The following is a 26294-nucleotide window of genomic DNA, read 5'->3' on the forward strand; positions in this document are numbered from 1 at the left end:
TGCGGGATCAGTTGGACGATTATGAGGGGCTGCGCACTGTTTTCAAGCGGCAAAGCCAGCGCGCCGCGTTTTCCCTCGTCTATGGCGCTCAGGTCTTCTGCGAGTTGGGCCGGGCGCCGTCGCCGCTGTCCTTGTCCATATCCTTGACGATGCCCATGAAGCTCTTCAGGAAGCGCTCCATGTAGCTCATCGTCGTGTTGAAATCCTCCTCGCTCGGCAGTTTCGATTCGAGACGGGCGGAGAGCGAATTCTCCAGCTTGGTGACGCGCTCGTCCATCGCCTTCATCGAGGCCTGCAAGCGATCGACCTCGTCCTGGTAGGCGGCGCGTTCGTCGGCCGCCATCTTGCAGACGAGCTGGCCCGAACGCTCCTCGCAGATCGACATCGCGCCGGTCTGCGTATCCATGCGGATATAGCCGGTGGCCGACTTTTCCAGCCGGTAGCGGTCCGTTTCTTCCGAATAAGCTGAAGCCGCGACCAGCGAAACGAGCGCGGCGGGGATCAAAATGTGCTGCAGACGCATGTTGTCCTCCATGGCCAAGGCCTCAAATATCGCATGTTTGCGCCGGAAATGGGGAAGACCCTTGGCGTGGCCTTCCCCGCGCGACTGGTTCGGATTATAGCGCAACCATGTCACAGATTATCTACAAGATAACTCCGCAAGCGCCTTGGCGCGAGGCCGAAGCCAAAGGCCGCTTCGCCGGAGCGCCGATCGACACCGCCGACGGCTTCATCCATTTTTCGACGGCGGCGCAGGCCAGGGAAACCGCGGCAAAGCATTTCCAGGGCCAGACCGACCTTCTGCTGGTCGCCGTCGACGAGGCCGTTCTGGGTGATGCGCTGAAATACGAAATCTCGCGCGGCGGCGCGCTGTTTCCGCACCTCTACGGCGTGCTCGACCTGAAAGCGGTGCTCTGGGTCAAGCCGCTGCCGCTTGGGGCCGACGGTACCCACCAGTTCCCGGCCCTGGAGGGGCAATGAGCGTGCTCGACCGGATCGGCCAGAAACTGCTGTTCACCTTCGATCCGGAAACCGCGCATGGCTTGTCGATCGCGGCACTGCGCTGCGGCCTGCCGGGCGGTGCGCGGACGGTACGCGATACGAGGCTGAAGGTCAGCCTTTGCGGTCTCAATTTCCCGAACCCACTTGGCATGGCGGCTGGCTACGACAAGAACGCCGAAGTACCCGACGCGCTGCTTGGCCTCGGCTTTGGCTTTGCCGAAGTCGGCACGGTGACGCCGCTGCCGCAGGCCGGCAACCCGAAGCCGCGCATCTTCCGGCTGACATCGGATGAAGCTGTCATCAACCGGCTGGGCTTCAACAATGAGGGCCATGCGGCCGCCGAAAAAAGGCTTGTGGCGCGCTTGGGGCGCGGCGGCATCGTCGGCGTCAACATTGGTGCCAACAAGGACAGCACCGACCGCGTCGGCGACTATGAGAGCGGCGTTTCCCGCTTTGCTCCTTATGCCAGCTATCTCACCGTCAACATTTCCTCGCCCAATACACCAGGCCTGCGCACCATGCAGGCGCGCGAGCAGCTCGGCGAATTATTGTCCCGAGTCAGGGCCGCGCGCACTGCAGCGTCCGCGCAGCCGCCGATCTTCCTCAAGATCGCGCCTGATCTGGTGGAGGCCGAACTGGAGGATATCGCCGCCGAGGTCATCGAAAAGCAGATCGACGGCATCATCGTTTCCAACACAACCATTTCCCGCCCGGCGCTACGCAGCAACGATGCCGCGCGGGAGACAGGCGGGCTTTCGGGAAAGCCGCTATTCGAGCGCTCGACCATCGTGCTGGCCAGGATGCGCAAGCTGCTCGGGCCCGAAATGGCCATCATCGGTGTCGGCGGTGTCAACTCAATGGAGACGGCTCTGGAAAAGATCCGCGCCGGCGCCGATCTCGTCCAGCTCTACACCGGCATGATCTATGGCGGACCGGCGCTGCCGGGCCGGATCGTCGCCGGGATGGCACGTTTTGCCGAAACGGAAAAACTCAAGTCGATGCGCGAGTTGCGCGACAGCCATCTCGACCGATGGGTGTCGAAGCCGCTCAGCTGAACGCGGTTTGCATCCGCAGCCGCAGAATTGTCAGCAGGCTCAATCCCCGCACCAGCAGAAAGACGTGCAGCGCCGCCCACAGGCCGTGATTGCCGAAGGTGGGCGCCAGCGTGATCAGCGCGGCGGCAAAGGCGAGGAATGACAAGAGCATCATGTTGCGCATGTCGCGCGACCAGGTGGCGCCGATGAAGACACCATCCATCTGGAAGGCGAGCACGCCGCTCAGCGCGGTGAACGCGGCCCAAGGCAGGTATGTGTCGGCCGCGGCGCGGACCTGCTGCGACGTCGTTACGACGGCAATCAGGTTGGTGCCGGCCATGAGCAGCACCAGCGTCGCGGCACCGGCCAGACCAAGGCCCCAGAACAGGGTCAGCCGCACCGCCTGCCGGAAAGGCTGTTCGGAGCGCGCGCCGACGGCGCGGCCGGCGAGTTGTTCGGCGGCGGTGGCGAAACCGTCGAGGAAATAGCCGGCGACGAGAAAGAAGTTCATCAGCACCGCATTGGCGGCCAGCGTCACCGTGCCGAACTGCGCGCCCTGGCGGGTGAACAGTGCGAAGGCGGCGAGCAGCGAGAACGAGCGGATCATGATGTCGCGGTTGAGCGACAGCATGCGCAGGAAGGCGCCCATATCGAGCAGGCGCTGCCGAGGCAAGGGCGGGGTGGATCGGAACCGGCGAACCACGATCGCGAGACCAAGCAGCATGGCGAGGAATTCGCCGGTGACGGTTGCCCAGGCGACGCCGGAAACACCCCAGCCGAGCTCAAGGCCGAGCAGGAAGCACAGCGCGATATTGGTGCCGTTCAGCACCAGTTGGAGGATCAAGCCGAGCCCGCCCTCGCCGCGCCCCAGCACGTAGCCGAGGATGGCGTAGTTGATCAGCGAGAACGGGGCGGCAAGCAGCCTGATCCTTATATAGACACCCATCGCGTCGCTGACGCGTGGCCCGGCGCCCATGAACCACTGGCCGCCAACGGCGATGAGTGGTGAAAGCGCTGCCAGCACGACGCCGGCAACGACCGCGATCAGCACGGCACGCCAGAACACCGCTTGTTCCTCCAGCGCGTCGCCACGCCCGAAGGCCTGGGCGACGAGACCGGTGGTGCCCGAACGCAGAAAATTGAAGGTGGTGAAGACGACGTCGAAAGCCAGCGCGCCGGCGGCCAGGCCGCCAAGCAAGGCGGCGTCACCGAACTGGCCGACAACAGCCGTGTCGACGAGGCCGAGCAGCGGCGTCGTGAGATAGGCGAGCGTCATCGGCACGGCGATGGCAAGCACCGACCGGTTGGTGACGGAAAATACTTTGGTGTCGGCTGGGATGGCGCCCTTGTCCAAAGGATTGCTGCCTTGCTGATTTGCGGCTTGATCGGGGAACCGATGTGCCCCATTTTCCGGCCACCGCGCAATCGCCCTTCCGCGGCGGCCAACCGAAATCCCGCTCTGGCGCGAAACCGTCCGACCCAGTTCATGCCCCTGCAGATCGTCCACCATCCCGACTACGACGCCGGCTTCGCGACCAGCCATCGCTTTCCGATGAGCAAATATCCGCTGCTGATGGAGGCCCTGCGAGCACGCGGCCTGGCCGGAGCCGGGGCGCTCAACACAGCCGAACCCGCGCCTGCGTCGTGGCTTAAGCTCGCCCATGCGGCAGATTATGTCGAGCAGGTCGTCGGTTGTTCGGTCCCTGAAAAAATCGAGCGAGAGATCGGCTTTCCGGTCGGCCCGCGCGTCTCGTTGCGCGCGCAGCTTGCCACCGGTGGCACGGTGGCGGCGGCGCGGCTGGCCTTGCGTCACGGCATTGCCTGCAATACCGCCGGCGGCAGCCATCATGCGCGGCGCGCGCAAGGCGCCGGCTTCTGCACTTTCAACGACGTCGCCGTCGCCTCGCTGGTGCTGCTTGAGGAGGGCGCGGCACACAATATCCTGGTGGTCGATCTCGACGTGCACCAGGGCGACGGCACGGCGGATATTCTGGGCGACGAGCCGCGCGCCTTTACCTTCTCCATGCATGGCGAGCGCAACTACCCCGCGCGCAAGATCGCCTCCGACCTCGACGTCGCCCTGCCCGACGGCACGGGCGACGCCGCCTATGTCGAAAGGCTCGATACCATCCTGCTGGAGCTGTCGGCCCAGGCGCGTTGGGACATCGTCTTCTACAATGCCGGCGTCGACGTCCATGCCGAGGACCGGCTCGGCAGGCTGTCGCTTTCCGACAAAGGCCTGCGCGCCCGCGACAAGATGGTCATCGGCCATTTCCGGGCGCTCGGCATTCCCGTCTGCGGTGTCATCGGCGGCGGCTATTCCACCGATGTGCCGGCACTTGCCGCGCGCCACGCCATCCTGTTCGAGGTCGCATCGGACTATGCCTGAAGGTCACTTCCGGTAGTTGGCGATCCTGAGCAGGATGAAGGCTGGCACGACGATCGCGGCACCGAGCAGGATGTAGCCGAGGAAACGGTCGATGGCGTGGAAGCCGAGATTCCATAGATCAATGAAGAACTTCTGGATGCCGTAGAACACGTCCATCGGCGACCAACCGAAAGCGTTCATGACCAGGCCGACGAGAAAGGATACCACCAGCAGCTTCAGAACAATCCTGAGCGGCGAGTCGCCGAGAAAGCGCGTCAGTGCGGACAAGGCCGTCTCCCGATTGAGATGCCCCGATTCATGGGCACGGCGCAGAGATACGTGCTTGGCGGCCATCCATCAAGCCGCCAGGGGCCGGTGCGGGGGAATTGATAAGCCGCGGCAGATGTTGGGCGCCATCGGGAGGCCGCTCTGCCCTGCTACAGCTGGTGAAAGCCGGATTCTGGCGGGCTTATGGCGCGGTGCCCGCATCCGCATGGAACTGCCGGTTCGTTCGTGACACGTGCCATCGGCGCCGCCAAAAGCGTGGCGGCCGCGCGACCCCGGCTTACCTGTTTTCTGTTTTCTAACCAATTGCCGCTATTGCCATTCCAAAGCGGGAGCCAGGCTTTGGTGGGAACGGGAAAAATCGGCGCGCACCGCGCACCCATGTTGTCGGTCGTCGTGCCTTGCTACAATGAGCGCGACGGCGTGGCGGAGCTTCATCGACGCGTCAGCGCGGCATGCCTCGAGCAAGGCCTCTCCTACGAGGTCGTGCTCGTCATCGATGGAGCGACCGACGGAACCCGTGAGGCCGTTTTCGAACTGGCCGAAAAAGACAACCATGTGGTCGCCATCGACCTTGCCCGCAACTACGGCCATCAGATCGCCTTGAGCGCCGGGCTGGAATTCTGCCGCGGCCAACGCATCCTCATTCTCGACGCCGACCTTCAGGATCCGCCCGAACTGCTTGGCGCGATGATGGCGAAGATGGATGAAGGCTTCGACGTGGTCTACGGCCAAAGGGTAAAACGGGAGGGCGAAAGCTGGTTCAAGCTGGCCTCCGCCTCGATGTTCTACCGCCTGCTCGGCCGGATGGTCGATGTCGAGATCGCGCCGGACTCCGGAGATTTCCGGCTGATGAGCCGGCGCGCGCTGGACCATCTGATCGCGATGCCCGAACGCTACAGGTTCATTCGCGGCATGGTGAGCTGGATCGGGTTGAGGCAGGTCGCCTTTCCCTATGAACGGCAGCGGCGCTTTGCCGGCGCAACGCACTACCCGCTGAAGAAGATGGTTCTTCTGGCGGTCGACGCTATGACCAGCTTTTCGATCGTGCCTTTGCGCTTCGCTTCGCTGCTGGGCATGATGTTCGGCCTGCTCGGCCTGGTCGTGCTTGGCTATACGCTGTTCGAATGGTCTATCGGCAATGTTCTGCCGGGCTGGACGAGCCTTGCCGCGATCATGCTTATCCTGGGCAGCGTCCAGCTTCTGGTGCTGGGCATTTTCGGCGAGTATCTCGGCCGCATGTACATGGAGACGAAGCGGCGACCGCTTTACTTCGTCAACGAGATCGTTTCACGAAGCCAGGCGGCGGCCGAGGACCAGGACCTGCCGGTCCACCGCCTCCAGGAAATAGTGAAACGGGCGGCGCGTCGTTGAGGTAAGGGTCGACCGTGGGTAACGGGAACGCCATGGGCAGGATATGGTCGACTGTTCCGGCCGGCTTTTCGCGGATGCTGCGGTTTGGCGCGGTCGGGCTGCTCAACACAGCACTGGGCTATTGTCTTATCCTGGCTGGGCTGAAGCTGGGCCTTGGCGACATCGCCGCCAACATGACCGGCTATGCCGGCGGCCTTGTCCTTGGCTTCTTCCTCAACCGCCGCTGGACCTTCGGCCGTGCGGGTGGTTTTCGCTCCGGCACGGCCGTGCGGTATGCGCTTGCCTTCGTTGTGGCTTATACCGCAAACCTGACGATAGTGGTCGCCGCCATGTCCGCCGGCGTCGTCGAAAATCCGTTTGTCCACCTGGCGGGAAACTGCCTCTACTCGGTCCTCTTCTATCTCGGCTCGGTCCGTTTCGTCTTCGTCGGCGCGGCAAAAGACGCTGTCTTGGTCGCGATCGACATGAAGTCCCCTGGAGCGGCGACATGAACAAGGTCGAGGCAATCGTTCCAGTGTTCTCGCCGCTCGAGGACGCACAGCGCGCCAGGCTGATATTCTGCCTGATCGGCGCGGGTGTCATGGCGACGGTTCTGGCAACCTTTGCCAGCGCAACCCTGCAGGACCCCGACAGCTGGTGGCATGTCAAAGTGGGGCTGGATTTCCTGGCAAACGGAACGCTTCCGACCGTCGACACCTATTCCTACACCTTCGCCGGCCAACCGTGGATTGCCAAGGAATGGCTGGGGCAGGTTCTGCTGGCCCTTGCCTACAGCGCGGGTGGCTGGAACGGCGTCGTCACGCTGATCATCGGCACGATCTGTCTCGCGGTCTTCCTGTCGGGATGGTTCCTCAGCGCGCACCTGAAACCGGTCCTGGCCGTAGCGCTGGCATTCGTCGCGGCCTTCCTGATCAGCCCGATCTATACGGCGCGCCCGCACGTCTTCACCTTACCGATTATCGTCGTCTGGACGACGATGCTGTTTCGTGCCGCGCAGGACGAGAAGGCCCCGCCGCTCTGGCTGCTCGGTCTGGTCGTATTGTGGGCGAACCTGCATGCCACGTTCACTCTGAGCTTCATCATCGCCGCCTTCGCCGGCCTCGATCTGCTGGCGCGCACCGGCCTGTCGAAACCCGCACTTTTGGCGAAGTGGGTGGCGTTTGGCCTGCTCTGTCCGTTGGTCAGCCTGATACACCCTTATGGCGTGCAGGCCATCCTGGCCACGCTCACCGTCGCCTATGGCAATGAGGCGGTGCCGCTGATCCTGGAGTGGCGGCCGTTCAATGCCCAGGAACAGGTCCTCCAGGAAGCCGCGATACTGCTGGCCTTTTTCGGGCTTCTGACATCGAGGCTACGGATCGGCTGGGCGAAGGCGTTGTTCATCGTCTTCACCTCGCACGTCTACCTTTCGCATCTGCGGTTCGTCTATCTGTTCTTCCTGCTTGTTCCCCTGGTGGTCGCGATCGAGGTCGCGCGCCAATATCCCGCCCTGTCCGCAGGCGCCTGGCTGAAAGAAGAGCGCGACGGACTGGAAAAATTCTTCGCCAGCCGGTTCCATCTGCTCCGCGGCGCGACGGCGGTGTCGCTGGTCGTTGCGATGCTTGCGCTCAACAACGCCTACCAGGTCGCGCCGAGCCCGAAGACATCAGCCAGCGGCGCCCTTGCGTTCGCCAGGGATCACCACCTCGCAGGCAATGTGCTGAATTCCTACAATTTCGGCGGCACACTGATTTTCCACGACATCAAGACCTATGTCGACGGCAGGACGGACCAACTGTTCCTGGGCGGGTTCACGAAAGCGGATGAGGCGACGGGGCAGACGGGCGGAAAACCACTGCTCGAGGCGCAGTTGAAGAAATACGCCATCGGCTGGGCACTGCTTACAGCCGCGGATACCCGCATCCCCTTCTTCGCCGAGTTGGGCTGGAAGCGGGCCTATGCCGATGACTATGCCGTGATCTACCTGCCGGCAACCTAATCGGCCGCTTCCAAACCGGCTGCGCCGGCGTCCAAAGCATGGCGTTCCGGCTTGACACTCATGTTGCAGTGCAGCAAAATCGTTTCGCAGAGGAGAGCCTGTGAACCCCACGCGTCACGATTTTTCGCACAACCAAGGCATCGTCGCATGAGCGGCGTGGCATGCTTCGCACGAGATCGGCGGGCCGCGAGCCGCGGACTGTCCGAATGAACTACAGGCGCGACATCGACGGCCTGCGGGCCGTTGCCGTGCTGCCCGTGGTGCTCTTTCATTTTGGCGTGTCCGCCATCCCAGGGGGATTCACCGGCGTCGATATTTTCTTTGTCATATCCGGCTATCTGATCAGCGGCAGCTTGCTGGATGATCTCGAGCGCGGCCAGTTTTCGATAGGCCGCTTCTACTGGCGCCGCGCACGGCGCATCCTGCCGGCGCTGACCTTCGTCATCCTGCTTGCAAGCATCGCGGCATGGTTCATCCTCCTGCCGTCGGACCTGCACGAATTCAGCCTCAGCGTGATCGCTGCCTCGACCTTCTGGTCGAACATCTATTTCTGGAAGACGACGAACTATTTTTCGATCGACGCCGAACTGCGGCCGCTGCTGCACACATGGTCGCTTTCCGTCGAGGAACAGTACTACATCTTCGCGCCGATCCTGGTTTATCTGATCTACCACTATGCCTCGAAGCGCTGGCTGACGATACTTCTGCCCATCACCATCGGCAGTTTTGCCCTGGCGGTGATGGCGACCACGCTGGCGCCGACCGCCGGCTTCTACCTGCTGCCGACACGCATCTGGGAACTGGCGCTGGGCGCCATGCTGATGCTGAAAAGGCCGCCGCCACTTGCCAGCCGGCCGGCGACGGAACTGATCGGCCTGGCCGGCTTTGCACTGCTCGGCTTCGGCTTCCTGACGATCTCGGAGAGCGACCCGTTTCCGGGCTATAACGCCCTGTTTCCCTGCGTCGGAACGGCCCTGCTGATCTATGCGGGCCAGAACCATGCGAACCGACCCGTGCCCCTCGCCACGCGTGTGCTTCAGTTCGCCCCGATGGTCTGGATCGGCCTCATCTCCTATTCGCTCTACCTTGTTCACTGGCCGATCAACTCCTTCGTCCACTACCTCTCGCTGAAGGCCATCTCGGTGCCGATGATCGTCGCGATGACGGTGGCCAGCGTCGCCCTGGCGACCTTCTCGTGGAAATATGTCGAGCAGCCTTTCCGGCGGAAGCGGGCCTTCACCGCCCCGCTGCCGATCTTCGCCTTTTCGGCGACGGCGATCGCCCTGCTGTGCGTCGGCGGTCTGGCCGGTGTGCTGGGCAAGGGCTTTCCGCAGCGGTTCCCGGATTTCTCGACGCAACGGATCCTGGTGGGCGACTGGCGCAATGGTGTCTGCTTCAATGAGGGTGCGAGCCGGATCGAGGATTGGAACCTTGCCGGCTGCACGCGCACGCACGGCTTTGCCACCAATGTGCTGCTGTGGGGCGATTCCTTCGCGGCTCACTACGTATCGGGCCTGGAAGCCAACGCGCAGAAAATCCAGGCCAACGTCGTCCAATATACCTATGCCGGCTGCCCACCCAACCTGAGCTATTTTTCCTATGCCCGGCCGGCCTGCACCCGCTTCAACGAACGGGCGCTGTCGATCATCCGTGATGCCAATATCCAGGCGGTGATCCTGAGCGGTCGATGGACCGACTACCAGGCCAGGGGCTTCGATGGCCTGCAGACGACGATCGACCGGCTACGCGACATGGGTGTCAAGGTCTATGTCATCGGCCAGTCTCCGGAGTTCATCGCCGACGTCCAGAAGATCGCTTTCTTTGCAAAACACGAGGGCGCCGCAAATACATCCTGGCCGATGGCCATGGATCCCGACATCAACAAGCAGGTGCAACTCTTCGCCAACGGCGCGACCTTCATCGACCCGCTCACCTATCTATGCGACGCAACCGGTTGCTCCTATGCGGATGCCGGCAGCAAGCAGTTTCTCTATTTCGACTATGGCCATTTCTCTTCCGCCGGCGCGACGCTGGCCATCTCGAAATACTGGCCGAGCTTCGCCGCCGGCGGCGAAGTCGCAAAGGCCAGGGAACCAACGCCGACCGTCACCGGTGAGCTGGCGAAGCCCGCCTTGTGAGACCGGTTTGCGATTGCCCGAGGCCATGCCGTCATGATAACGAGGCTGCAGCGCGGGTATGATGTAATGGTAGCCTGTCAGCTTCCCAAGCTGAACGCGCGGGTTCGATTCCCGCTACCCGCTCCAGCTTGATGCGAAAAGCCGATTGCCTAGCCCGGCCCCTGTCCGATTGGCAGCACTATCGGGATTCGCCTAGGCCTGTCCGGTTAGCATCTGCTTCTTGAGGAGGAACCGGGCGAGATTGTTGATGTTCCGCGGCGCCACCTTCCTGGGCAGATGCGCCAGCAAGTCTTCCGATTTGACGTCGTTGCGGAACCGCTCCGCCCAATCTTCGGTGAGATCGTCCCGCTGCAGGCGTAAATTCGTTTCGAACTCTCCGTCCGGCATTTCAACCGACAACTGCCGGGCCACCGACGCAACGTACGGCCGAGGATCGTCCAACAAATCCTCATAAAAAAAGTGATCGTATGCCAGGTCGGCCAGCCGCAGGTAAGCTTCCCAGAAGGCATAGCTCTGCTCGATTAGGAAATAGGCCTGGCAGATGCCGGCGAAGTCGTATCGCGGAACCAGATCGGCGCCGTCCATCGTACTTTTCCAGTGCCCCGACGCCTTTGCCCGGCAATAGGAAATCGCCTGGCGAAGGCGGTCCCGCCGCTCCAACAGGACCAAGCCCATGGCATGGCGCCGGCTGCATTCAGCGAGGAAGTCAACTCCATATCTGGCCTGCGACCAGTGAAGATGCCGCGGAAACAGTTTCACGGCGAACGTGCCGTTTGCGGTTCCGCCGCGATCGATCACGGCGGACATCAGGTCATCGAAGGATTTCGGCTTGCACCCCAGATTGGCCGTATCGAGCCACTCGGCCGACTTGCCCAACAATCCCGTGCTGTTCGTGAGACTGCCAAGCCATTCGGAGCCGCTGCGGGCTTCGGTCAGTATGGCGACGCCCTTCATGCGTGCCGCTTCTCCGCGGCACGCATGATCTTGATTGCAGAATGCCGTTCTTCTTGGTGGTCCCTCGGCATGGTCAAAGCTCCGCTTTAAACAGGCTTCAACGGACAAAGGCTCATATGGTTCCGCCGATTCGGCGGCAGCTAGGCAAAAGTGCGAGTCCCAAACACGTTACAGTTGGGTAATCAACGCCGGACTTGAAGAGCCTGAACACAGGTGCCGGCCACCTGCGGTGGCCGGCTTATGCGTCAGCAAGAAGAGATTACAGCCATACGCGGAGCCAGACGCGCTCGCGCCAGCAGCGGGTACGGCGGCGGCCATGGCGCCAGTAGCTGCGGCAAACTCGTCTCCAGCCGCGGCGACGCCCGTGGCGACGACGCCAGTAGCCATCGTGGCCATGATGGCGGCGAAAATGCCAGTCGCGATGCGAGACCTGCTCTACCTCGACCGCTTCATCCCCTTCGAAGACAGCCGGATCCGGCTTGTCCAGTTCATCGAGAATTCCGTTTCCCTGGGGAACACCGGCTACCGCGCGGCCTGGTCCGGCCACGCTCGCAAACGCCGCTGCCCCCGCGAGGCCAAGCATTCCAGTAAGAAACAACCGACGTTCCATAAAAACCTCCCGAGTTGTTAATCGTCGACACCTCGTTTCCTCGCCCGCAACGGGCTCCAGCGCGCATGCCGAACGGTTTGAACGCGCGGCAGCGGTTCTCGTTCCATTACCCCACTTCGCGCAGGATGAAATCATGCAGCATTTTGGCAGCCGGCGACAGTACGCGATTCCTGACGGTGATCAGGCTGTAAGGCCTGACCTCGATGTCGAATTCGGTTTGGACGACATCGATGGCGCCGGCAAGCCCGTCCGGGTTCTGGATGAACTTCGCCACCTGCACCGAGACCGGCGCGATGGCATCGGATTGCGCGACCATGACCAGCGTGAGCAACAGCGAACTGGTGTTCAAGATCCGGTCCGGCAGCGCGATGTTGCGGTTCAGGAAGTTGCTCTCCATCGCCTGACGCAAGGGCGAACCGCCCGACTGGAACACCCAGTCATAGGCAGCGGTGTCTTCCAGCCGCACCACATTGCCTCCGGCGAGCGGGTGGCCGCGGCGCACGATCAGGCAGGCCTTCTCGACGCCGATCACACGGGATTCGAACAGTCGTGGATTGAGGTCGTCGGGAATGCGGGCGATGATGAAGTCGTGGCGCGAGCCGATCAGCTCGCGGGCGAGCACGTTCGACGTCTCGACCTGCATGGTGATCTCGATGCGCGGATAGATGCGGCGGATTTCACGGATCGCCGGCACTGCCAATTCGATCGCCGGCGCGGTCACGGCGCCGAGGAACACCGAACCGCCCTTGCCGGCCTTGAGCTCGGCAATCTCGCGGTCGGCTTCGCGCATCTCGAGCAGGATCGAGCGGGCCCGCCTGGCAAGCGCCTGGCCATAGGGAGTGAGGGTCACTCCGCGCGGCAGCCGTTCGCACAGCTTCACGTCGAGCACCGCCTCCATCTCGGCGATCATGCGCGAAGCGGCCGGCTGGGAGATGTTCATGACCTGGGCTGCGGCGCTCACCCGTCCGTGATCGTCGAGGGCGGCGATCATGCGCATGTGGCGCAAGCTCAAACCACTGCGCAGGAGTGTCTCACCGTCTCCCGGGAGCTTCTCGTAACTTACTGGAATCGCATCGGGATCGCGCAATGCCGCCATGATCTCCAGCTTTCTCGCCGATTGCTTTCCGGATGCTAGATCATACCGGTTTCGGTATAGCAACCACCAAAGATCGCATTTGACAGTTATGGCAAAGGGACCCACCCTTCGCGCGTTCCGGGACGCAAGGGTCGGTAGCGATCAAAATCGTATCGATTGAAACTGCGTCGCGGAGCCGATTGGGAGGATACCGGAGATCGATAATGCCGACAGCGGCGCGTTTGCGCTCCTGTCTGGCTGCGCGGCCCGCGAAGCCCCGAGGTGTCGCGTCCATCAACCAGGGAGAGTAATGTGAAGATTATCAAGACGCTGGCCGCCGTGGCGGCCCTTGGCATCGCTGCCATGACCTATCAGGCGCACGCGGCCGACAAGGGTCTTGTCGGCGTGCTGATGCCGACCAAGACCTCGCAACGCTGGATCAATGACGGCGACGCCGTCAAATCCCAGCTCGAGGCGCTCGGCTACACTGTCGACCTGCAATACGCGCAGGACGACATCCCCAACCAGCTCAGCCAGCTGGAAAACGAAATCACCAAGGGTCCGAAGGCGCTGATCATCGCCTCGATCGACGGCACCACGCTGTCGGATGCGCTGCAGAAGGCCAACGACGCGGGCGTCGTCGTCGTCGCTTATGACCGCCTGATCAAGAAGACCAAGAATGTCGACTATTACACCACCTTCGACAATTTCGGCGTCGGCGTGATCCAGGCAAATTCCCTGGTCAAGGGCCTCAAGGAGCGTTTCCCGAACACCAAGCCGTGGAACGTCGAACTGTTCGGCGGCTCGCCCGACGACAACAACGCCTTCTTCTTCTACAATGGCGCGATCTCCGTCCTGCAGCCGCTGATCGACGACGGCTCGATCAAGATCAAGTCCGGCCAGACCGGCATGGACAAGGTCGGCACGCTGCGCTGGCTCGCCGCTACCGCCCAGGCGCGCATGGACAACCTTCTGTCGGCCAACTACTCGGACGGCAGCCGCGTCGATGGCGTTCTGTCGCCCTATGACGGCCTGTCGCGCGGCATCACCGCCTCGCTGCGCGCTGTCGGTTACGGCACCGACGCACAGCCCTGGCCGATCGTGACCGGTCAGGACGCCGAGACCGCCTCGGTCAAGCTGATCATCTCGGGCGAGCAGTACTCGACCGTGTTCAAGGACACCCGCGAACTGGCCAAGGCCACGGTGCAGCTGGTCGACAAGGTGCTCTCCGGCGGCAAGCCGGAAGGCCTCGACGAAAAGACCTACAACAACGACGTCAAGGTGGTTCCCTCGATCCTGCTGACGCCGCATGAGGTCGACAAGTCGAACTACCAGGCCCTGGTCGTCGACTCAGGCTACATCAAGGCCGAAGACCTGAAGTAATCCCGGTTACAAAGACAGGGGTCCTGCGCGACGCAGGGCCCCTTTTCGTTCACAAGCGGCCCCGGTATTGTCTCTGCCGGCCTAGAGCCATTCTCGGAAAATTGCGCAGCGGTTTTCCGTCAGGTATCGCCTAAAAAAGAAAGTCTAGGAGGAGCTTGCCTGATGACCTCGACGATTTTGGAGATGCGCGACATCACCAAGACGTTCCCCGGCGTGAAGGCGCTGTCGAACGTCAACCTCCACGTCGAGGAAGGCGAAATCCATGCCGTGGTCGGCGAGAACGGCGCCGGAAAATCGACACTGATGAAGGTGCTTTCGGGCGTCTATCCCTCCGGCACCTATGATGGCCAGATCATCTTTCAGGGCCAAGAATGCCAGTTCAAAGGCATTCATGACAGCGAACACAAGGGCATCGTCATCATCCACCAGGAGCTTGCGCTGGTGCCGATGCTGTCGATCGCCGAGAACATTTTCCTCGGCAACGAGCAAGCCAGATACGGCGTCATCGACTGGGACGCCAACGAGGCGCGCACGGCCGAGCTTTTGAAGAAAGTCGGGCTCAAGGAAGACCCCAAGACGCTGATCACCCATATCGGCGTCGGCAAGCAGCAGCTGGTCGAGATCGCCAAGGCGCTCAGCAAGGAAGTGAAGCTGCTGATCCTCGACGAGCCGACAGCATCGCTCAGCGAGAAGGACAGCCAGGCGCTGCTCGATCTATTGCTCGAGTTCAAGCGGCAGGGCATGACCTCGATCCTGATCTCCCACAAGCTCAACGAGGTGAACCGCGTCGCCGACAAGGTGACGGTGATCCGCGACGGGCGCACGATCGAGACATTGCCGAGGAAGGACATCAGCGAGGACCGCATCATCACCTCGATGGTCGGCCGATCCCTCGACGATCGCTACCCGCCGCGCGAACCTAGCATCGGCGACGTCATTTTCGAGGTCAAGGACTGGTCCGTCTACCACCCGATCCATGCCGAACGGCAGGTGATCAAGAGCATCGACCTCAAGGTGCGCAAGGGCGAAGTTGTCGGCATTGCGGGACTGATGGGCGCCGGCCGCACCGAATTCGCCATGAGCCTGTTCGGCCGCTCCTATGGCCGGCGCATCAGCGGCGAGGTGCTGCTCAACGGCAAGCCCGTGGACCTTTCCACAGTGGGCAAGGCCGTGCAGAACGGCATCGCCTATGTCACCGAGGACCGCAAGACCTATGGACTGAACCTCATCGACCATATCAAGCACAATGTGACGCTGGCCAACCTCGGCGGCGTTTCCAGTGGCGGCGTGATCGACGATATGCGCGAAATGAGCGTCGCCAACGACTATCGCAAGAAGACCAATATCCGCGCCTCCAGCGTCTATCAGCTGACCGGCAATCTCTCTGGCGGCAACCAGCAGAAGGTGGTGCTGTCGAAATGGCTGTTCGCCGACCCGGAAGTCCTGATCCTCGATGAGCCGACGCGCGGCATCGACGTCGGCGCCAAGTACGAAATCTATACAATCATCGCTCGCCTTGCCGCCGAGGGCAAAGCGATCATCGTCATCTCGTCTGAAATGCCGGAATTGCTCGGCATCACCGACAGAATCTATGTCATGAACGAAGGACGCATCGTCGGCGAGATGGCGGCAAGCGACGCCAGCCAGGAAAAAATCATGCGCGCCATTGTTCGCGGAGAAGGAAAAGCATCATGAGCACAGACAGCGCTCCCGCACCGCAAAGCGGCACCGCCGAGGACGTCAAGCAGGGTCCTCGCGTCGCCGTCTCGGCGCTGACGACGAACCTGCGCGAATACGGCCTGATCATCGCGCTGATCGTCATCATGCTGTTCTTCCAGTACACGACGTCGGGAACGCTGTTCAAACCGGTCAACCTCAGCAACCTGGTGCAGCAGAACTCGTTCATCATCGTGATGGCGCTCGGCATGCTGCTGGTCATCGTCGCCGGCTATATCGATCTCAGCGTAGGATCGGTCGCCGGCTTCATCGGCGCGCTTGCCGCCATGATGATGGTCATCTGGCCGCTCGGCATATTCAGCAATCCGCTCGTTGTCTCGATCGTCTGCCTCATCGTCGGAGGGTTGATCGGCGGCGCGCAAGGGTACTGGATCGCTTATCACCGCATACCAAGCTTCATCGTGACGCTCGCCGGCATGCTGATCTTCCGCGGCATCTGCCAGGCGCTGCTTGGCGGCGGCTCCTCGGTCGGCCCGCTCCCCGACAGTTTCAAGGCGCTGAGCTCCGGCTTCATTCCAGACGTGATCGGCCCGCTGACGCTGATCCCGCCGACGGTGAACGCGGCCGGCAAGACCATCTTGGGCAGCGGCCTGACGCTTCACATGACGACAGTCGTGCTGGGCCTGATCGCGGTGCTCGCCTACGCGTATTTCGGCTTCAGGACGCGACGCAAGCGCGAACTCCACGGTTACGAGGCCGAGCCTTTCACCCTGTTCGTCATCAAAACCCTGGTCGGCAGCGCGCTGGCGCTCTTCCTGATCTTCCAGTTCGCGACCTATCGGGGCCTGCCGATCGTGCTCCTGGTGATGGGCGTGCTGATCTCGCTGTTCGTCTTCGTCACCAAGCGCATGACCATCGGCCGCCGCATCTACGCCATGGGAGGCAACGCCAAGGCGGCGCAACTGTCGGGCATCAACACCGAAAGGCTGACGCTCTGGGTGTTCGTCAATATGGGCGTTCTGTCGGCGCTCGGCGGGCTGATCATCGCCGCACGTCTCGGCCAGGCCGTGCCGGCGGCCGGCCTCGGCAGCGAGCTCGACGTGATCGCGGCCGTCTTCATCGGCGGCGCCTCGGCGATGGGCGGCGTCGGCCAGGTCATCGGCGCGGTGGTCGGCGGCTTCATCATGGGCGTGATGAACAACGGCATGTCGATCATGGGCGTCAATGTCGATTGGCAGCAGGTGGTCAAGGGTCTGGTGCTGCTCGGGGCCGTCATCTTCGACGTCTACAACAAGAACAAGGCTTGAGGGCTGGGGGCGAGGACTAGGAGGCATACGGGTTCTAGATCGCGAAGCTGCCGGCAGCCCGTCGGCACCAAGAAGTCCGGGGAAGGACCAGGCTCGCGAACGCAATCCGGACGAAGCGTTTCAACCGTGGTGCGTTTCCGCGCCGCGCCGGTCAGGATTTGCCCATTGGCAGCCGGATACAGATAAATGAGAGAGGACTGATCATGCTGATCTCGCAGATTCTCGACGACGCCGAGACGATCCGTGTCGTTGCCCGCAGCGGCGGGAAGACCCGGATCATCAACGGGGCGCGCAGCGTCTATTCGCTGGCGATGGAGGCCGCCCGCACCGGCGTCGGCCTGGCCGCCCTGATCGAACGCAAGGGGCTTGGCGAGACGATCGATCTCGACGCCGCCTACAAGCGGGGGCGCCTGCTGTCGCCGATCAATCACCCCGACCCGGCGCATCTGCACCTGACCGGCACCGGGCTGACGCATCTGGGGTCGGCCGCGACGCGCGATTCCATGCACAAGAAGCTCAGCACCGACGGCGAGGAGCAACTCACCGATTCCATGAAGATGTTCCGCATGGGACTGGAAGGCGGCAAGCCCGCGAAAGGCCAGGTCGGCGTGCAGCCGGAATGGTTCTACAAGGGCAACGGGACCATGGCAGTCGCGCCTGGCGCGGCGCTCATGTCACCGGCCTTTGCCAAGGATGCCGGCGAGGAACCAGAGGTCGCCGGGATCTATGTCATCGGCGATGACGGGGCGCCATTCCGCGTCGGCTTCACCTTGTCGAACGAATTCTCGGACCATGTGACCGAGCGCGTCAACTATCTCTTCCTCGCCCACTCCAAGCTGCGCAATGCGTCCTTCGGTCCGGAGATCCTGATCGGAGACCTGCCTTCGGACATCCGCGGCACGTCGCGCATCCTGCGCGACGGCAAGGCATTGTGGGAAAAGCCCTTCCTGTCGGGTGAAACGAACATGTCCCACACCATCGCCAATCTCGAACACCACCACTTCAAATATTCGGCCTTCCGCCAGCCTGGCGACGTGCATGTGCATATGTTCGGCACAGCGACGCTATCCTTCGCCGACGGCATCAAGACGGAAGCCGGCGACGTGTTCGAGATCGAGGCCGGGGATTTCGGACTGCCGCTGCGCAACCCGCTCGAGATCGAAAAGCCGGTGAAGGTGTCGGTGAAGGCGCTTTGAAGCCATGAGCGCGTGATTCCCCTCTCGTGGGGAATGGCTGGCAAGCCAGAGCGGGGCGCTGTCCCGCCGATCTAGCAATAGGTTTCCGTCACGTCCCTGCCGGGCATCTCTCCCACAAGAGCGAGGTCGGCAGCTTCAACCTTAGCGCACGGCGCGGAAATGCTTCGACAGCTTCAGGCCCTGCGCCTGGTAGTTCGAGCCGAGATCGGTGCCGTAGAGCGCCTGCGGTCGCTTCAGCATATGCTCGTAGACCAGCCGGCCGACGATCTGGCCGTGGTCGAGAATGAACGGCACTTCGTGGCTGCGTACTTCGAGCACCGCCCGGCTGCCGGTGCCGCCGGCCGCCGAATGGCCGAAACCCGGATCGAAAAAGCCGGCATAGTGGACGCGAAACTCGCCGACCAGCGGATCGAACGGCGTCATCTCGGCGGCGTAGAGCGGCGGCACATGCACCGCCTCCTGGCTGACGAGGATGTAGAACTCGTCGGGATCGAGCACCAGTTCGCCGGCGCGGCTCTTGTGGATCGGCTCCCAGAAGTCGAGGACATCCTGCGCGGCGCGCTTGTCGACATCGACGAGGCCGGTGTGGTGCTTGCCGCGATAGCCGACCAACCCATCCTTGTCGCCATTGAGGTCGATCGACAGCGCGATGCCGCCGCCGGAAATGTTCGGCGGCTCCGTGGCGACCAGCATCTCGGCACGATGCAGCTCATGCAACTCGGCTTCCGAAAGCAGCGCGTTGCCGGTGCGAAAGCGGATTTGAGACAGGCGCGAACCCGTGCGCGCGATGATCGGAAAGGTGCGCGGGCTGACCTCGAGATAGAGCGGACCGTTGTAGCCGGCGGCGATCTTATCGAACTCATGGCCCCGATCGGTCATGACGCGGGTGAAGATGTCGAGCCGCCCGGTCGAGCTCTTCGGATTGGCCGAGGCCGAAATGTCAGTCGGCAGGGCCAGACTTTCGAGCAGCGGCACAATATAGACGCAGCCGGTTTCGAGGACCGCGCCTTCGGTCAGACTGATCTCGTGCAGTTGCAGCCGATCGAGCTTTTCCGACACCTTGTGGTTGGGACCGGGCAGGAACGAGGCGCGAACCCGCCAGGCCTTTTCGCCCAATCTGAGATCAAGGCTTGCCGGCTGGATCTGGTCGGCATCGAGCGCGCGCGGCGACTTCAGCGCGCCGGACCGGAACAGCGCCGAAATGTCCTGATCGGGAAGAATGCCTGTCTGCCGCAAAGTCTGGCTCCGCCCCAAGACTGGTCTCTTTCGTTGCAGGTTCTTGTTTGTTGCAGGTTCTTGCCGCAAAACCGCCGGGCACTTTTGCGGAACCTGCCTTGGTACAAACGTCTTAATGAAGCCGGCAATTGACGCAAGCGTGGCGCGGGTCTAAAGGGTCGTTATCCCGTGGTGATTTGGCCGGTCGGCTTGCAGCCACGTTAAACAAGTCGCTAAAGGACCGTCGGGCCGCAAGGCCGTATGGACCGGTTGCGACTTTCGCGGCCGGTTTTTTTGTGTCTGGAACAAAGCGATGAGCACCAAGAAGCGCAACTGGAAACCTCAGACGGCACTCGTGCATGGCGGAACCCTGCGTTCCGGCTTCGGCGAAACCTCCGAGGCGATGTACCTGACCCAGGGTTATGTCTATCAGACGGCGCAGGCCGCCGAGGCCCGCTTCAAGGGCGAAGAGCCTGGTTTCATCTATTCGCGCTACGCCAACCCGACCGTCGACATGTTCGAAAAGCGCATGTGCGCGCTTGAAGGCGCCGAAGACGCGCGCGCCACGGCGTCGGGCATGGCGGCGGTGACGGCTGCCCTTCTGTGCAGCGTCAAGGCCGGCGACCACATCGTGGCCGCGCGCGCGCTATTCGGCTCCTGCCGCTGGGTGGTCGAGACGCTGGCGCCGCGCTATGGCATCGAGGCGACCTTGGTCGACGGCACCGAGATCGCCAATTGGGAAAAGACGGTCAGGCCGAACACCAAGCTGTTCTTCCTGGAAAGCCCGACCAACCCGACGCTCGAGGTCGTCGACATCGCCGCCGTCGCCTCGCTTGCCAATTCGATCGGCGCGCGGCTGGTCGTCGACAATGTTTTTGCCACGCCGCTGCAACAGAAGCCGTTGCAGCTTGGTGCGCACATCGTCGTCTACTCGGCCACCAAGCACATTGACGGCCAGGGCCGCTGCCTGGGCGGCGTCATCCTGTCGGACAAGAAGTGGATTGACGAGAACCTGCACGACTATTTCCGCCACACCGGTCCCAGCCTGTCGCCGTTCAACGCCTGGACGCTGCTGAAGGGCCTGGAAACCTTGCCGCTGCGCGTGCGCCAGCAGACCGAGAGCGCCGGCAGGATCGCCGACTTCCTGGCCGGGCAGCCGCAGATCGCCCGCGTCATCTATCCCGGCCGCGCCGACCACCCGCAGGCCGATATCGTCAAGAAGCAGATGTCGGGTGGCTCGACGCTTATCTGCCTCGACCTCAAGGGCGGCAAGCCGGCGGCCTTCGCCCTGCAGAACGCCCTCGACATCGTGCTGATCTCGAACAATCTGGGCGATGCCAAGAGCCTGATCACCCATCCGGCCACGACCACCCACAAGAACCTCAGCGACGAGGCCCGTGCCGAACTCGGCATCGGGCCGGGTACGCTCAGGCTGTCGGTCGGCCTGGAGGATACGGACGATCTGCTGGAAGATATCGCCCAAGCCTTGAAAGCCGCCAAATAGGTTTCGTCAAGGCAGCGTCGTCAGCAGCGATCAGGCGCTCGACGGCGTCTCCTCCAGTTCCGCCGTCTTGGTCCGGATGGTCATGGCGTTGCCGCGCCAGTCGACGGCGCCGCCGAGCCAGCCGCGCGCCCAGATGGCCGGGAGCATGACGTCCCGCGCGACCGTCGCCGCGATCATGCGCGTCGAAACGTGCCAACCCTTGGCCAAGGCCAGAGCGCATTCCGGAAGATAGAATGCCGCCAGCACGGCAATCGCGGTTGCCCAGAGGCTGACGCCGGCGCTCGCCGCGGCAATCAGCGCAAGAACCAGCGGGACCGCCGCACCAGTCAGGATCTCGGGCGCGAAGAACAGCGGGAAAGTGACGCGGCGCAGGCGCGCCCAGCGGGCCTGACGCGACCAGATTTCGCCAAACGTGCGCTGGCCGAGGGGCTGCTCGAAGGGCGCCGCAACGAGGTTGACACGCAGGCCGAGGCCGTTCACCAGCTTGGTTGCGGCGGCGTCCTCGGCGATCTCGGCGGCCAGCGCGCGGATGCCGCCGTTGGCGTCGAGCATCGGCTTGTTCCACAGCATGCTCTTGCCCTGCGCGAAGCCGAGGCCGAGCGCCTCGCCGGCATACTGCCAGCGGGCCTGCAATGTGTTGAGGAAGGCGCATTCGACGTCGGCCCAGAAACCATCTGGCCTGGAGCCGATCGGCGTCGAGCAGACAAGGCCGGTACCGTGCTGCCACGCCGCCATCATGTGCTCGACATAGTCCCTCGGCATCAGAACGTTGGAATCGGCAAGAATGACCCAGTCGTGGCGCGCCGCTTCCCAGCCTTTGACGCAATTGTTGAGCTTTGGATTGGCACTGACACGGTCGTCGCCGATCAACAGCCGAGCCGGCACTTGCGGAAACCGGGCAATCGCCCTGTTTATCAATTTGACCACCGGGTCGTCGGCATGGGCGACGCAGAAGATCAGTTCGTAGCGTGGCCAGTCGAGCGCGAAGGCGCGTTCCAGCGTCTCATGTGTGAATGGCTCGACGCCGCGCGACGGGACGACAATCGACACCGCCGGCGATCTGCCCGCCGGCGGGGCGATCGTGGTGCGCCGTTTCAGCTGTGAAGCGGCAAGCAGGATGCTGGCAGCGTTCGAGAGGATGAGTGCGGTCGAAAGCGAGGCGGATATGAGAGTGAGTTCCATCGAGATCTGGTCACTCCGGAAGTCGGCTCGCGTCGCGGCCGTTTTCAACAGTTCGACAGAGGGCCGAGTCGCCCGGTTCGCGCACACCACCATTGTCGTGTGTCACTTAAATGACATTCTTTGCCGGCACCTGCGTTTCAATCCCAGGCGCGACAAGACGCGCACGTTGACCTGCTCACCGCGAGCGTCGAAAGTCGTCGGATTGTTTTGGAGCCGCTCATGTACCGCGCCGTGACGCGCAACATCGAAGTGCAGGTCAGGCCGTTCTATCTGGAGGATCGTTCAGATCCCCAGGAGAACCGCTACGTCTGGGGCTATCAGATAACGATCGACAACCAGTCTGACGAGTTCGTGCAGCTTCTGTCGCGCTATTGGCACATCACCGATGGTGCCGGCCGGGTCGAGGAGGTGCGCGGGCCGGGCGTTGTCGGCGACCAGCCGGAACTCAATCCCGGCGACAGCTATCAGTACACGTCCGGCTGCCCGCTCTCGACACCCTCCGGGATCATGGTCGGACGCTATACGATGCGCAACAAGCGCGGCGAGACGTTCGACATCGCCATCCCAGCCTTCTCGCTCGATCTGCCGGGGACAAGGCGCACAGTGAACTGAGGGCCGACGGTCGCGCCGCCCCTCATCCGCCCTTCGGGCACCTTCTCCCCGCGGAACGGAGAGAAGGAAACGCTTTACTGAGCCGCAAACTCGGCTGGATCGAAGTCGTACTGCGTCGAGCAGAATTCGCAGGCGACATGAATGCCGCCATCCTCGGTGCTGTCCTTGATCTCCTGCGCGGAGAAGCCTTCGAGGATGCCACGGATCTTGTCGCGGGAGCATGAGCACTGGTCGGCCACGGGAACGCCGCCGAAGACGCGCACGCCATGCTCGTGGAACAGACGATACAGCAGCCGCTCGGCGCCTATGGTCGGGTCGATCAATTCGGTCGGCTCGATGGTGCCGAGCAAGGCCAGGAGTTCCTGCCAGGAATTATCGGCCGGATCGTGGACTTCCTCGCGCGGATCGCCGTCCCCACCCGGCAGGTCCGGAATGCGCATGCGCTCGGGCGATTGCGGCAGGAACTGCGCCAGGATGCCGCCGGCGCGCCATTGCTCGCGCGCGCCGCCGATCCCGGGCGTCAGCAGCTTGGCGACCGAGAGCCTGATATCGGTCGGGATCTGTTCCGACTGACGGAAATAGGTGCGCGCCGCGTCTTCCAGCGTTTCGCCGTCGAGCTGGACGATGCCTTGGTAGCGCTGGGTATGGGCGCCCTGGTCGATGGTCAGCGCCAGCACGCCGCTGCCAAGCAGCGTCTGCTGGGACATCTCGCCTGCCGCGACCAGTGCTTCGAGCCGATCCGCATCGAAGCGTGCATAGGCGCGCAGTGCCGAGGGCGTGGAGAAGTCCGCGACCAGCATGTCTACAGGCCCGTCGGTACGGGTCTGCAGGATGAACTTGCCTTCGAATTTGAGCGAGGTGCCGAGCAGAACGGTCAGCACGCAGGCTTCCGCCAGCAGGCGGGCGACCGGCTCGGGATAATCGTGGCGGCCAAGGATGGCGTCGAGCATCGGCCCAAGCTGGACCGTGCGGCCGCGCACGTCGAGCGGACCGACCTCGAAGGGAACGACGTGATCGTCGCCGGCGTAGCCGAACTCGCCGAGTTTGGGGTGATGTTCAGTCACTTGATGGCTTTCCAACATGACAAAGCTCCAGGGCGCGGCCATGCGGCCCTGGTGGGCACATGCGTCCAAACGCGCTTGATTTGCGTGATGCGGCGCAGATAGGCATCGCGCCGCCGCAGATCAAGCGCCTGGGCATTTCAGGCGCCTGGGCATTTCGGGCGCCCAAGACACTTCAAGCACCAAGACACTTCAAGCACCGAGGCACCAGGCAAGCACTGCCTTCTGGGCATGGAGCCGGTTCTCGGCCTCGTCGAAGACCACCGAATGCGGCCCGTCGATGACCTCGTCGGTCACTTCCTCGCCGCGATGGGCCGGCAGGCAGTGCATGAACAATGCATCCGGCTTGGCCTTGGCCATCAGCGCCGCGTTGACCTGATAGGGCGAGAAGACATTGTGCCCGCGAGCACGGTGTTCCTGTCCCATCGACACCCAGCAATCGGTGACGATGCAGTCGGCCTGGTCGACGGCTTCCTCGGGCGAGCGGGTGAAATGCAGCTTGCCGCCATGCGCCTTGGACCAGTCGACATGCTTCTGCGCCGGTTCGCTGCCTTCGGGCACGGCGACGTTGAGATTGAAGCGGAACCGTGCCGAGGCTTCGAGCAGCGAGTGCAGCACATTGTTGCCGTCGCCGGTCCAGGCAATCGTCTTGCCGGCCACCGGACCGCGATGCTCCTCGAAGGTCATGATGTCGGCCATCAGCTGGCAGGGATGGGTGTCGTCGGTCAGCCCGTTGATCACCGGAACGGTGGCATTCTCGGTCAGCTCCAGCAGCCGCTCATGCGAAGTGGTGCGGATCATGATCGCATCGACGTAGCGCGACAGCACCTTGGCGGTGTCGGCGATTGTCTCGGAGCGGCCGAGCTGCATCTCGGTGCCGGTCAGCATGATGGTCTCGCCGCCGAGCTGGCGCATGCCGACGTCGAAAGAAACGCGCGTGCGCGTCGACGGCTTGTCGAAGATCATGGCCAGCACCTTGCCTTCGAGCGGCTTGCTCCGCTCGCCGGCCTTGAGACGCGCCTTTCGCGTCACCGCATCATCCAGCATGAAGCGCAAATCGCCTTCGGAAACGGTGGAAAGATCGGTGAAATGGCGAACTGACATCAGGAATGGTTCCGGATTACTTCGCGGCGGCAGAGGCGATCGCCTCCGACAGGCCCTTGGCGCCGGCGCGGATGCGGTTGAGCGCTTCGTGAATCTCGGCGTCGGTGACGGTGAGCGGTGGCAGCAGGCGAATGACGTTGTCACCGGCCGGAACGGCCAGCAAATGCTGGTCGCGCAGCGCCATGTTCACCTTGCCGTTGGGCATCGCGCATTTGAGGCCGAGCATCAGCCCGGTGCCCCTGATATCCTCGATGATTTCGGGGAATTCGTCGGCTATCGAGGCTAGCCCCTGCTTCATCAGCAGCGCCTTGCGCTGGACATCCTCCAGGAAGCCGTCTTCCAGAACGACGTCGAGCACGGCGTTGCCGACCGCCATTGCCAGCGGATTGCCGCCGAATGTGGTGCCGTGCACGCCGGCGGTCATGCCGACGGCCGCCTCGTCGGTGGCAAGGCAGGCGCCCATCGGGAAGCCGCCGCCAATGCCCTTGGCGATTGCCATGATGTCGGGCGTCACCGCGGACCACTCATGCGCGAACAGCTTGCCGGTACGGCCAATGCCGCACTGGACCTCGTCGTATATCAACAACAGGCCGTGCTGTTCGCAGAGCTGCCGCAGCCGCTTGAGCGACTGTGTCGGTACTGGGCGGATACCGCCCTCGCCTTGCACCGGCTCGATCAGGATCGCGGCGGTCTCGGGCGTGATCGCCTTCTCGGCGGCGTCGATGTCGTCGAAGCCAACCTGGTCGAAGCCTTCGACCTTGGGTCCGAAGCCTTCGAGATATTTGTACTGGCCGCCTGCCGCGATGGTCGCCAGCGTGCGGCCATGGAAGGCGCCCTCGAAGGTGATGATGCGGAAGCGCTCGGGATGTCCCTTGACGAAGTGGTAGCGCCGCGCCGTCTTGATCGCGCATTCCAGCGCCTCGGCGCCGGAATTGGTGAAGAATACCTTGTCGGCGAAGGTGGCATCAGCCAGCCGCTCGCCAAGCCTGCTCTGCCCCGGAATCTCATAGAGATTGGAGACGTGCCAGAGTTTCGCCGCCTGTTCGGTGAGGGCCGCGACAAGATGCGGATGGCCGTGGCCAAGCGAGTTGACCGCGATGCCGCCGGCGAAATCGAGATATCGCTCGCCCTTGTCGGTAACCAGCCAAGTGCCTTCCCCATGGTCGAAGGCCAAGGGTGCGCGAGCAAAGGTCTCGTAAAGCGCCGAACCGCTCATTATATGCGTCTCCGGTACC

Annotated in this window: 24 protein-coding genes, 1 tRNA gene and 1 riboswitch; of the genes, 15 read left to right on the plus strand and 10 right to left on the minus strand. The window is 63.0% G+C overall.

The window, feature by feature from the left end; all coding sequences use genetic code 11:
• Nucleotides 1-88: 88 nt before the first annotated feature.
• On the minus strand, nt 89-523 hold the full coding sequence (locus FJ527_RS01310) for a hypothetical protein (RefSeq protein WP_015319249.1): 435 nt from the start codon (nt 521-523) through the stop codon (nt 89-91).
• Between the two features lie 107 nt (nt 524-630).
• On the opposite strand from FJ527_RS01310, the gene FJ527_RS01315 reads away from it, so the two are divergent.
• A complete protein-coding gene (locus FJ527_RS01315) occupies nt 631-981 on the plus strand; it encodes a DUF952 domain-containing protein (protein WP_140614728.1) in 351 nt (116 codons plus the stop codon).
• Nucleotides 978-2057, plus strand: a complete 1080-nt coding sequence (locus tag FJ527_RS01320; RefSeq protein ID WP_140821310.1) for a quinone-dependent dihydroorotate dehydrogenase — start codon at nt 978-980, stop codon at nt 2055-2057. The genes FJ527_RS01315 and FJ527_RS01320 overlap by 4 nt, the downstream gene beginning before the upstream one ends.
• Here FJ527_RS01320 and FJ527_RS01325 read toward each other — a convergent pair.
• Entirely contained in the window at nt 2050-3390 is a 1341-nt protein-coding gene (locus FJ527_RS01325; protein WP_140821312.1) for an MATE family efflux transporter, read from the minus strand. The two genes, FJ527_RS01320 and FJ527_RS01325, sit on opposite strands and share 8 nt — an antisense overlap.
• Before the next feature lie 132 nt (nt 3391-3522).
• Here FJ527_RS01325 and FJ527_RS01330 point away from each other — a divergent pair, with 132 nt between their 5' ends.
• Complete coding sequence (locus FJ527_RS01330) at nt 3523-4425, plus strand: histone deacetylase (RefSeq protein ID WP_140821314.1); 903 nt, start codon at nt 3523-3525, stop codon at nt 4423-4425.
• A gap of 3 nt (nt 4426-4428) precedes the next feature.
• Here FJ527_RS01330 and FJ527_RS01335 read toward each other — a convergent pair whose 3' ends face one another.
• Complete coding sequence (locus FJ527_RS01335) at nt 4429-4692, minus strand: DUF6460 domain-containing protein (protein ID WP_140614732.1); 264 nt, start codon at nt 4690-4692, stop codon at nt 4429-4431.
• A gap of 342 nt (nt 4693-5034) precedes the next feature.
• Between FJ527_RS01335 and FJ527_RS01340 the strand changes: the two genes are divergently transcribed.
• The 5 genes from FJ527_RS01340 (at nt 5035) to FJ527_RS01360 (ending at nt 10305) form a co-directional block, all read left to right on the plus strand.
• Nucleotides 5035-6063: a glycosyltransferase family 2 protein gene (locus FJ527_RS01340; protein ID WP_210241244.1), complete on the plus strand. Its 1029-nt coding sequence runs from the start codon at nt 5035-5037 to the stop codon at nt 6061-6063.
• Between the two features lie 32 nt (nt 6064-6095).
• Nucleotides 6096-6554 carry a GtrA family protein gene (locus FJ527_RS01345; protein WP_015319256.1) on the plus strand — a complete coding sequence of 153 codons (459 nt, stop codon included), beginning with the start codon at nt 6096-6098 and terminating at the stop codon, nt 6552-6554.
• A complete protein-coding gene (locus FJ527_RS01350) occupies nt 6551-8041 on the plus strand; it encodes a hypothetical protein (protein WP_140821316.1) in 1491 nt (496 codons plus the stop codon). Before FJ527_RS01345 ends, FJ527_RS01350 begins: the two co-directional genes overlap by 4 nt.
• A 206-nt stretch (nt 8042-8247) precedes the next feature.
• The gene (locus tag FJ527_RS01355; RefSeq protein ID WP_140821318.1) at nt 8248-10179 is read left to right on the plus strand and encodes an acyltransferase family protein; all 1932 of its coding nucleotides are present in this window, start codon (nt 8248-8250) and stop codon (nt 10177-10179) included.
• Between the two features lie 52 nt (nt 10180-10231).
• A tRNA-Gly gene (locus tag FJ527_RS01360) sits at nt 10232-10305 on the plus strand.
• A 66-nt stretch (nt 10306-10371) separates the two neighbouring features.
• Here the strand turns inward: FJ527_RS01360 and FJ527_RS01365 are convergent.
• Nucleotides 10372-11133 carry a Stf0 family sulfotransferase gene (locus FJ527_RS01365; protein ID WP_140614736.1) on the minus strand — a complete coding sequence of 254 codons (762 nt, stop codon included), beginning with the start codon at nt 11131-11133 and terminating at the stop codon, nt 10372-10374.
• 364 nt (nt 11134-11497) lie between these two features.
• Between FJ527_RS01365 and FJ527_RS29230 the strand changes: the two genes are divergently transcribed.
• Nucleotides 11498-11764 (plus strand): hypothetical protein, encoded by a 267-nt coding sequence (locus tag FJ527_RS29230; protein WP_181166261.1) that lies wholly within the window; start codon nt 11498-11500, stop codon nt 11762-11764.
• 85 nt (nt 11765-11849) lie between these two features.
• Here the strand turns inward: FJ527_RS29230 and FJ527_RS01375 are convergent, their stop codons facing one another.
• A complete protein-coding gene (locus FJ527_RS01375) occupies nt 11850-12839 on the minus strand; it encodes a LysR family transcriptional regulator (RefSeq protein ID WP_140722844.1) in 990 nt (329 codons plus the stop codon).
• 291 nt (nt 12840-13130) lie between these two features.
• On the opposite strand from FJ527_RS01375, the gene chvE reads away from it, so the two are divergent.
• From chvE to araD1, 4 genes are all read left to right on the plus strand, one after another.
• Complete coding sequence (chvE, locus tag FJ527_RS01380) at nt 13131-14201, plus strand: multiple monosaccharide ABC transporter substrate-binding protein (RefSeq protein ID WP_015319282.1); 1071 nt, start codon at nt 13131-13133, stop codon at nt 14199-14201.
• A 162-nt stretch (nt 14202-14363) separates the two neighbouring features.
• Nucleotides 14364-15896 carry a multiple monosaccharide ABC transporter ATP-binding protein gene (gene mmsA / locus FJ527_RS01385; protein ID WP_140660687.1) on the plus strand — a complete coding sequence of 511 codons (1533 nt, stop codon included), beginning with the start codon at nt 14364-14366 and terminating at the stop codon, nt 15894-15896.
• Nucleotides 15893-17185 carry a multiple monosaccharide ABC transporter permease gene (mmsB, locus tag FJ527_RS01390; RefSeq protein ID WP_140713981.1) on the plus strand — a complete coding sequence of 431 codons (1293 nt, stop codon included), beginning with the start codon at nt 15893-15895 and terminating at the stop codon, nt 17183-17185. The genes mmsA and mmsB overlap by 4 nt, the downstream gene beginning before the upstream one ends.
• A gap of 203 nt (nt 17186-17388) precedes the next feature.
• Nucleotides 17389-18381 (plus strand): AraD1 family protein, encoded by a 993-nt coding sequence (araD1, locus tag FJ527_RS01395; RefSeq protein ID WP_015319285.1) that lies wholly within the window; start codon nt 17389-17391, stop codon nt 18379-18381.
• 141 nt (nt 18382-18522) lie between these two features.
• On the opposite strand, the gene FJ527_RS01400 is transcribed toward araD1, so the two are convergent.
• Nucleotides 18523-19617 (minus strand): 2'-deoxycytidine 5'-triphosphate deaminase, encoded by a 1095-nt coding sequence (locus FJ527_RS01400; RefSeq protein WP_140821320.1) that lies wholly within the window; start codon nt 19615-19617, stop codon nt 18523-18525.
• A gap of 158 nt (nt 19618-19775) precedes the next feature.
• A riboswitch (SAM riboswitch) is annotated at nt 19776-19853 on the plus strand.
• Between the two features lie 56 nt (nt 19854-19909).
• Here FJ527_RS01400 and FJ527_RS01405 point away from each other — a divergent pair.
• Complete coding sequence (locus tag FJ527_RS01405; protein WP_140821322.1) at nt 19910-21100, plus strand: O-succinylhomoserine sulfhydrylase; 1191 nt, start codon at nt 19910-19912, stop codon at nt 21098-21100.
• Between the two features lie 30 nt (nt 21101-21130).
• Here the strand turns inward: FJ527_RS01405 and FJ527_RS01410 are convergent, their stop codons facing one another.
• Nucleotides 21131-22282, minus strand: a complete 1152-nt coding sequence (locus FJ527_RS01410; RefSeq protein WP_140821324.1) for a ceramide glucosyltransferase — start codon at nt 22280-22282, stop codon at nt 21131-21133.
• A gap of 219 nt (nt 22283-22501) precedes the next feature.
• On the opposite strand from FJ527_RS01410, the gene apaG reads away from it, so the two are divergent.
• Nucleotides 22502-22894, plus strand: coding sequence for a Co2+/Mg2+ efflux protein ApaG (gene apaG, locus FJ527_RS01415; protein WP_023772981.1), 393 nt, complete (start codon nt 22502-22504; stop codon nt 22892-22894).
• 74 nt (nt 22895-22968) lie between these two features.
• On the opposite strand, the gene FJ527_RS01420 is transcribed toward apaG, so the two are convergent.
• The 3 genes from FJ527_RS01420 to FJ527_RS01430 form a co-directional block, all read right to left on the minus strand.
• Nucleotides 22969-24000 (minus strand): Hsp33 family molecular chaperone, encoded by a 1032-nt coding sequence (locus FJ527_RS01420; RefSeq protein ID WP_140821326.1) that lies wholly within the window; start codon nt 23998-24000, stop codon nt 22969-22971.
• 147 nt (nt 24001-24147) lie between these two features.
• The gene (gene argF, locus FJ527_RS01425; protein WP_140660683.1) at nt 24148-25059 is read right to left on the minus strand and encodes an ornithine carbamoyltransferase; all 912 of its coding nucleotides are present in this window, start codon (nt 25057-25059) and stop codon (nt 24148-24150) included.
• Between the two features lie 16 nt (nt 25060-25075).
• Nucleotides 25076-26275, minus strand: coding sequence for an aspartate aminotransferase family protein (locus FJ527_RS01430; RefSeq protein ID WP_140821327.1), 1200 nt, complete (start codon nt 26273-26275; stop codon nt 25076-25078).
• Nucleotides 26276-26294 lie beyond the last annotated feature (19 nt).

This window comes from Mesorhizobium sp. B2-4-18 (assembly GCF_006441385.1).
Classification (GTDB): Bacteria; Pseudomonadota; Alphaproteobacteria; order Rhizobiales; family Rhizobiaceae; genus Mesorhizobium; species Mesorhizobium australicum.

Excerpts from the sequence above, each read along its gene's own strand:
- FJ527_RS01375 (WP_140722844.1), bottom strand. The coding sequence starts at position 12,839 with ATGGCGGCATTGCGCGATCCCGATGCGATTCCAGTAAGTTACGAGAAG.
- FJ527_RS01345 (WP_015319256.1), top strand. The coding sequence starts at position 6,096 with ATGGGCAGGATATGGTCGACTGTTCCGGCCGGCTTTTCGCGGATGCTG.
- FJ527_RS01410 (WP_140821324.1), bottom strand. The coding sequence starts at position 22,282 with ATGGAACTCACTCTCATATCCGCCTCGCTTTCGACCGCACTCATCCTC.
- FJ527_RS01420 (WP_140821326.1), bottom strand. The coding sequence starts at position 24,000 with ATGGCCGCGCCCTGGAGCTTTGTCATGTTGGAAAGCCATCAAGTGACT.
- FJ527_RS01355 (WP_140821318.1), top strand. The coding sequence starts at position 8,248 with ATGAACTACAGGCGCGACATCGACGGCCTGCGGGCCGTTGCCGTGCTG.
- FJ527_RS01350 (WP_140821316.1), top strand. The coding sequence starts at position 6,551 with ATGAACAAGGTCGAGGCAATCGTTCCAGTGTTCTCGCCGCTCGAGGAC.
- FJ527_RS01315 (WP_140614728.1), top strand. The coding sequence starts at position 631 with ATGTCACAGATTATCTACAAGATAACTCCGCAAGCGCCTTGGCGCGAG.
- FJ527_RS01430 (WP_140821327.1), bottom strand. The coding sequence starts at position 26,275 with ATGAGCGGTTCGGCGCTTTACGAGACCTTTGCTCGCGCACCCTTGGCC.
- mmsB (WP_140713981.1), top strand. The coding sequence starts at position 15,893 with ATGAGCACAGACAGCGCTCCCGCACCGCAAAGCGGCACCGCCGAGGAC.
- argF (WP_140660683.1), bottom strand. The coding sequence starts at position 25,059 with ATGTCAGTTCGCCATTTCACCGATCTTTCCACCGTTTCCGAAGGCGAT.
- araD1 (WP_015319285.1), top strand. The coding sequence starts at position 17,389 with ATGCTGATCTCGCAGATTCTCGACGACGCCGAGACGATCCGTGTCGTT.
- FJ527_RS01405 (WP_140821322.1), top strand. The coding sequence starts at position 19,910 with ATGAGCACCAAGAAGCGCAACTGGAAACCTCAGACGGCACTCGTGCAT.
- FJ527_RS01310 (WP_015319249.1), bottom strand. The coding sequence starts at position 523 with ATGCGTCTGCAGCACATTTTGATCCCCGCCGCGCTCGTTTCGCTGGTC.
- mmsA (WP_140660687.1), top strand. The coding sequence starts at position 14,364 with ATGACCTCGACGATTTTGGAGATGCGCGACATCACCAAGACGTTCCCC.
- apaG (WP_023772981.1), top strand. The coding sequence starts at position 22,502 with ATGTACCGCGCCGTGACGCGCAACATCGAAGTGCAGGTCAGGCCGTTC.
- FJ527_RS01330 (WP_140821314.1), top strand. The coding sequence starts at position 3,523 with ATGCCCCTGCAGATCGTCCACCATCCCGACTACGACGCCGGCTTCGCG.
- FJ527_RS01365 (WP_140614736.1), bottom strand. The coding sequence starts at position 11,133 with ATGAAGGGCGTCGCCATACTGACCGAAGCCCGCAGCGGCTCCGAATGG.
- FJ527_RS01320 (WP_140821310.1), top strand. The coding sequence starts at position 978 with ATGAGCGTGCTCGACCGGATCGGCCAGAAACTGCTGTTCACCTTCGAT.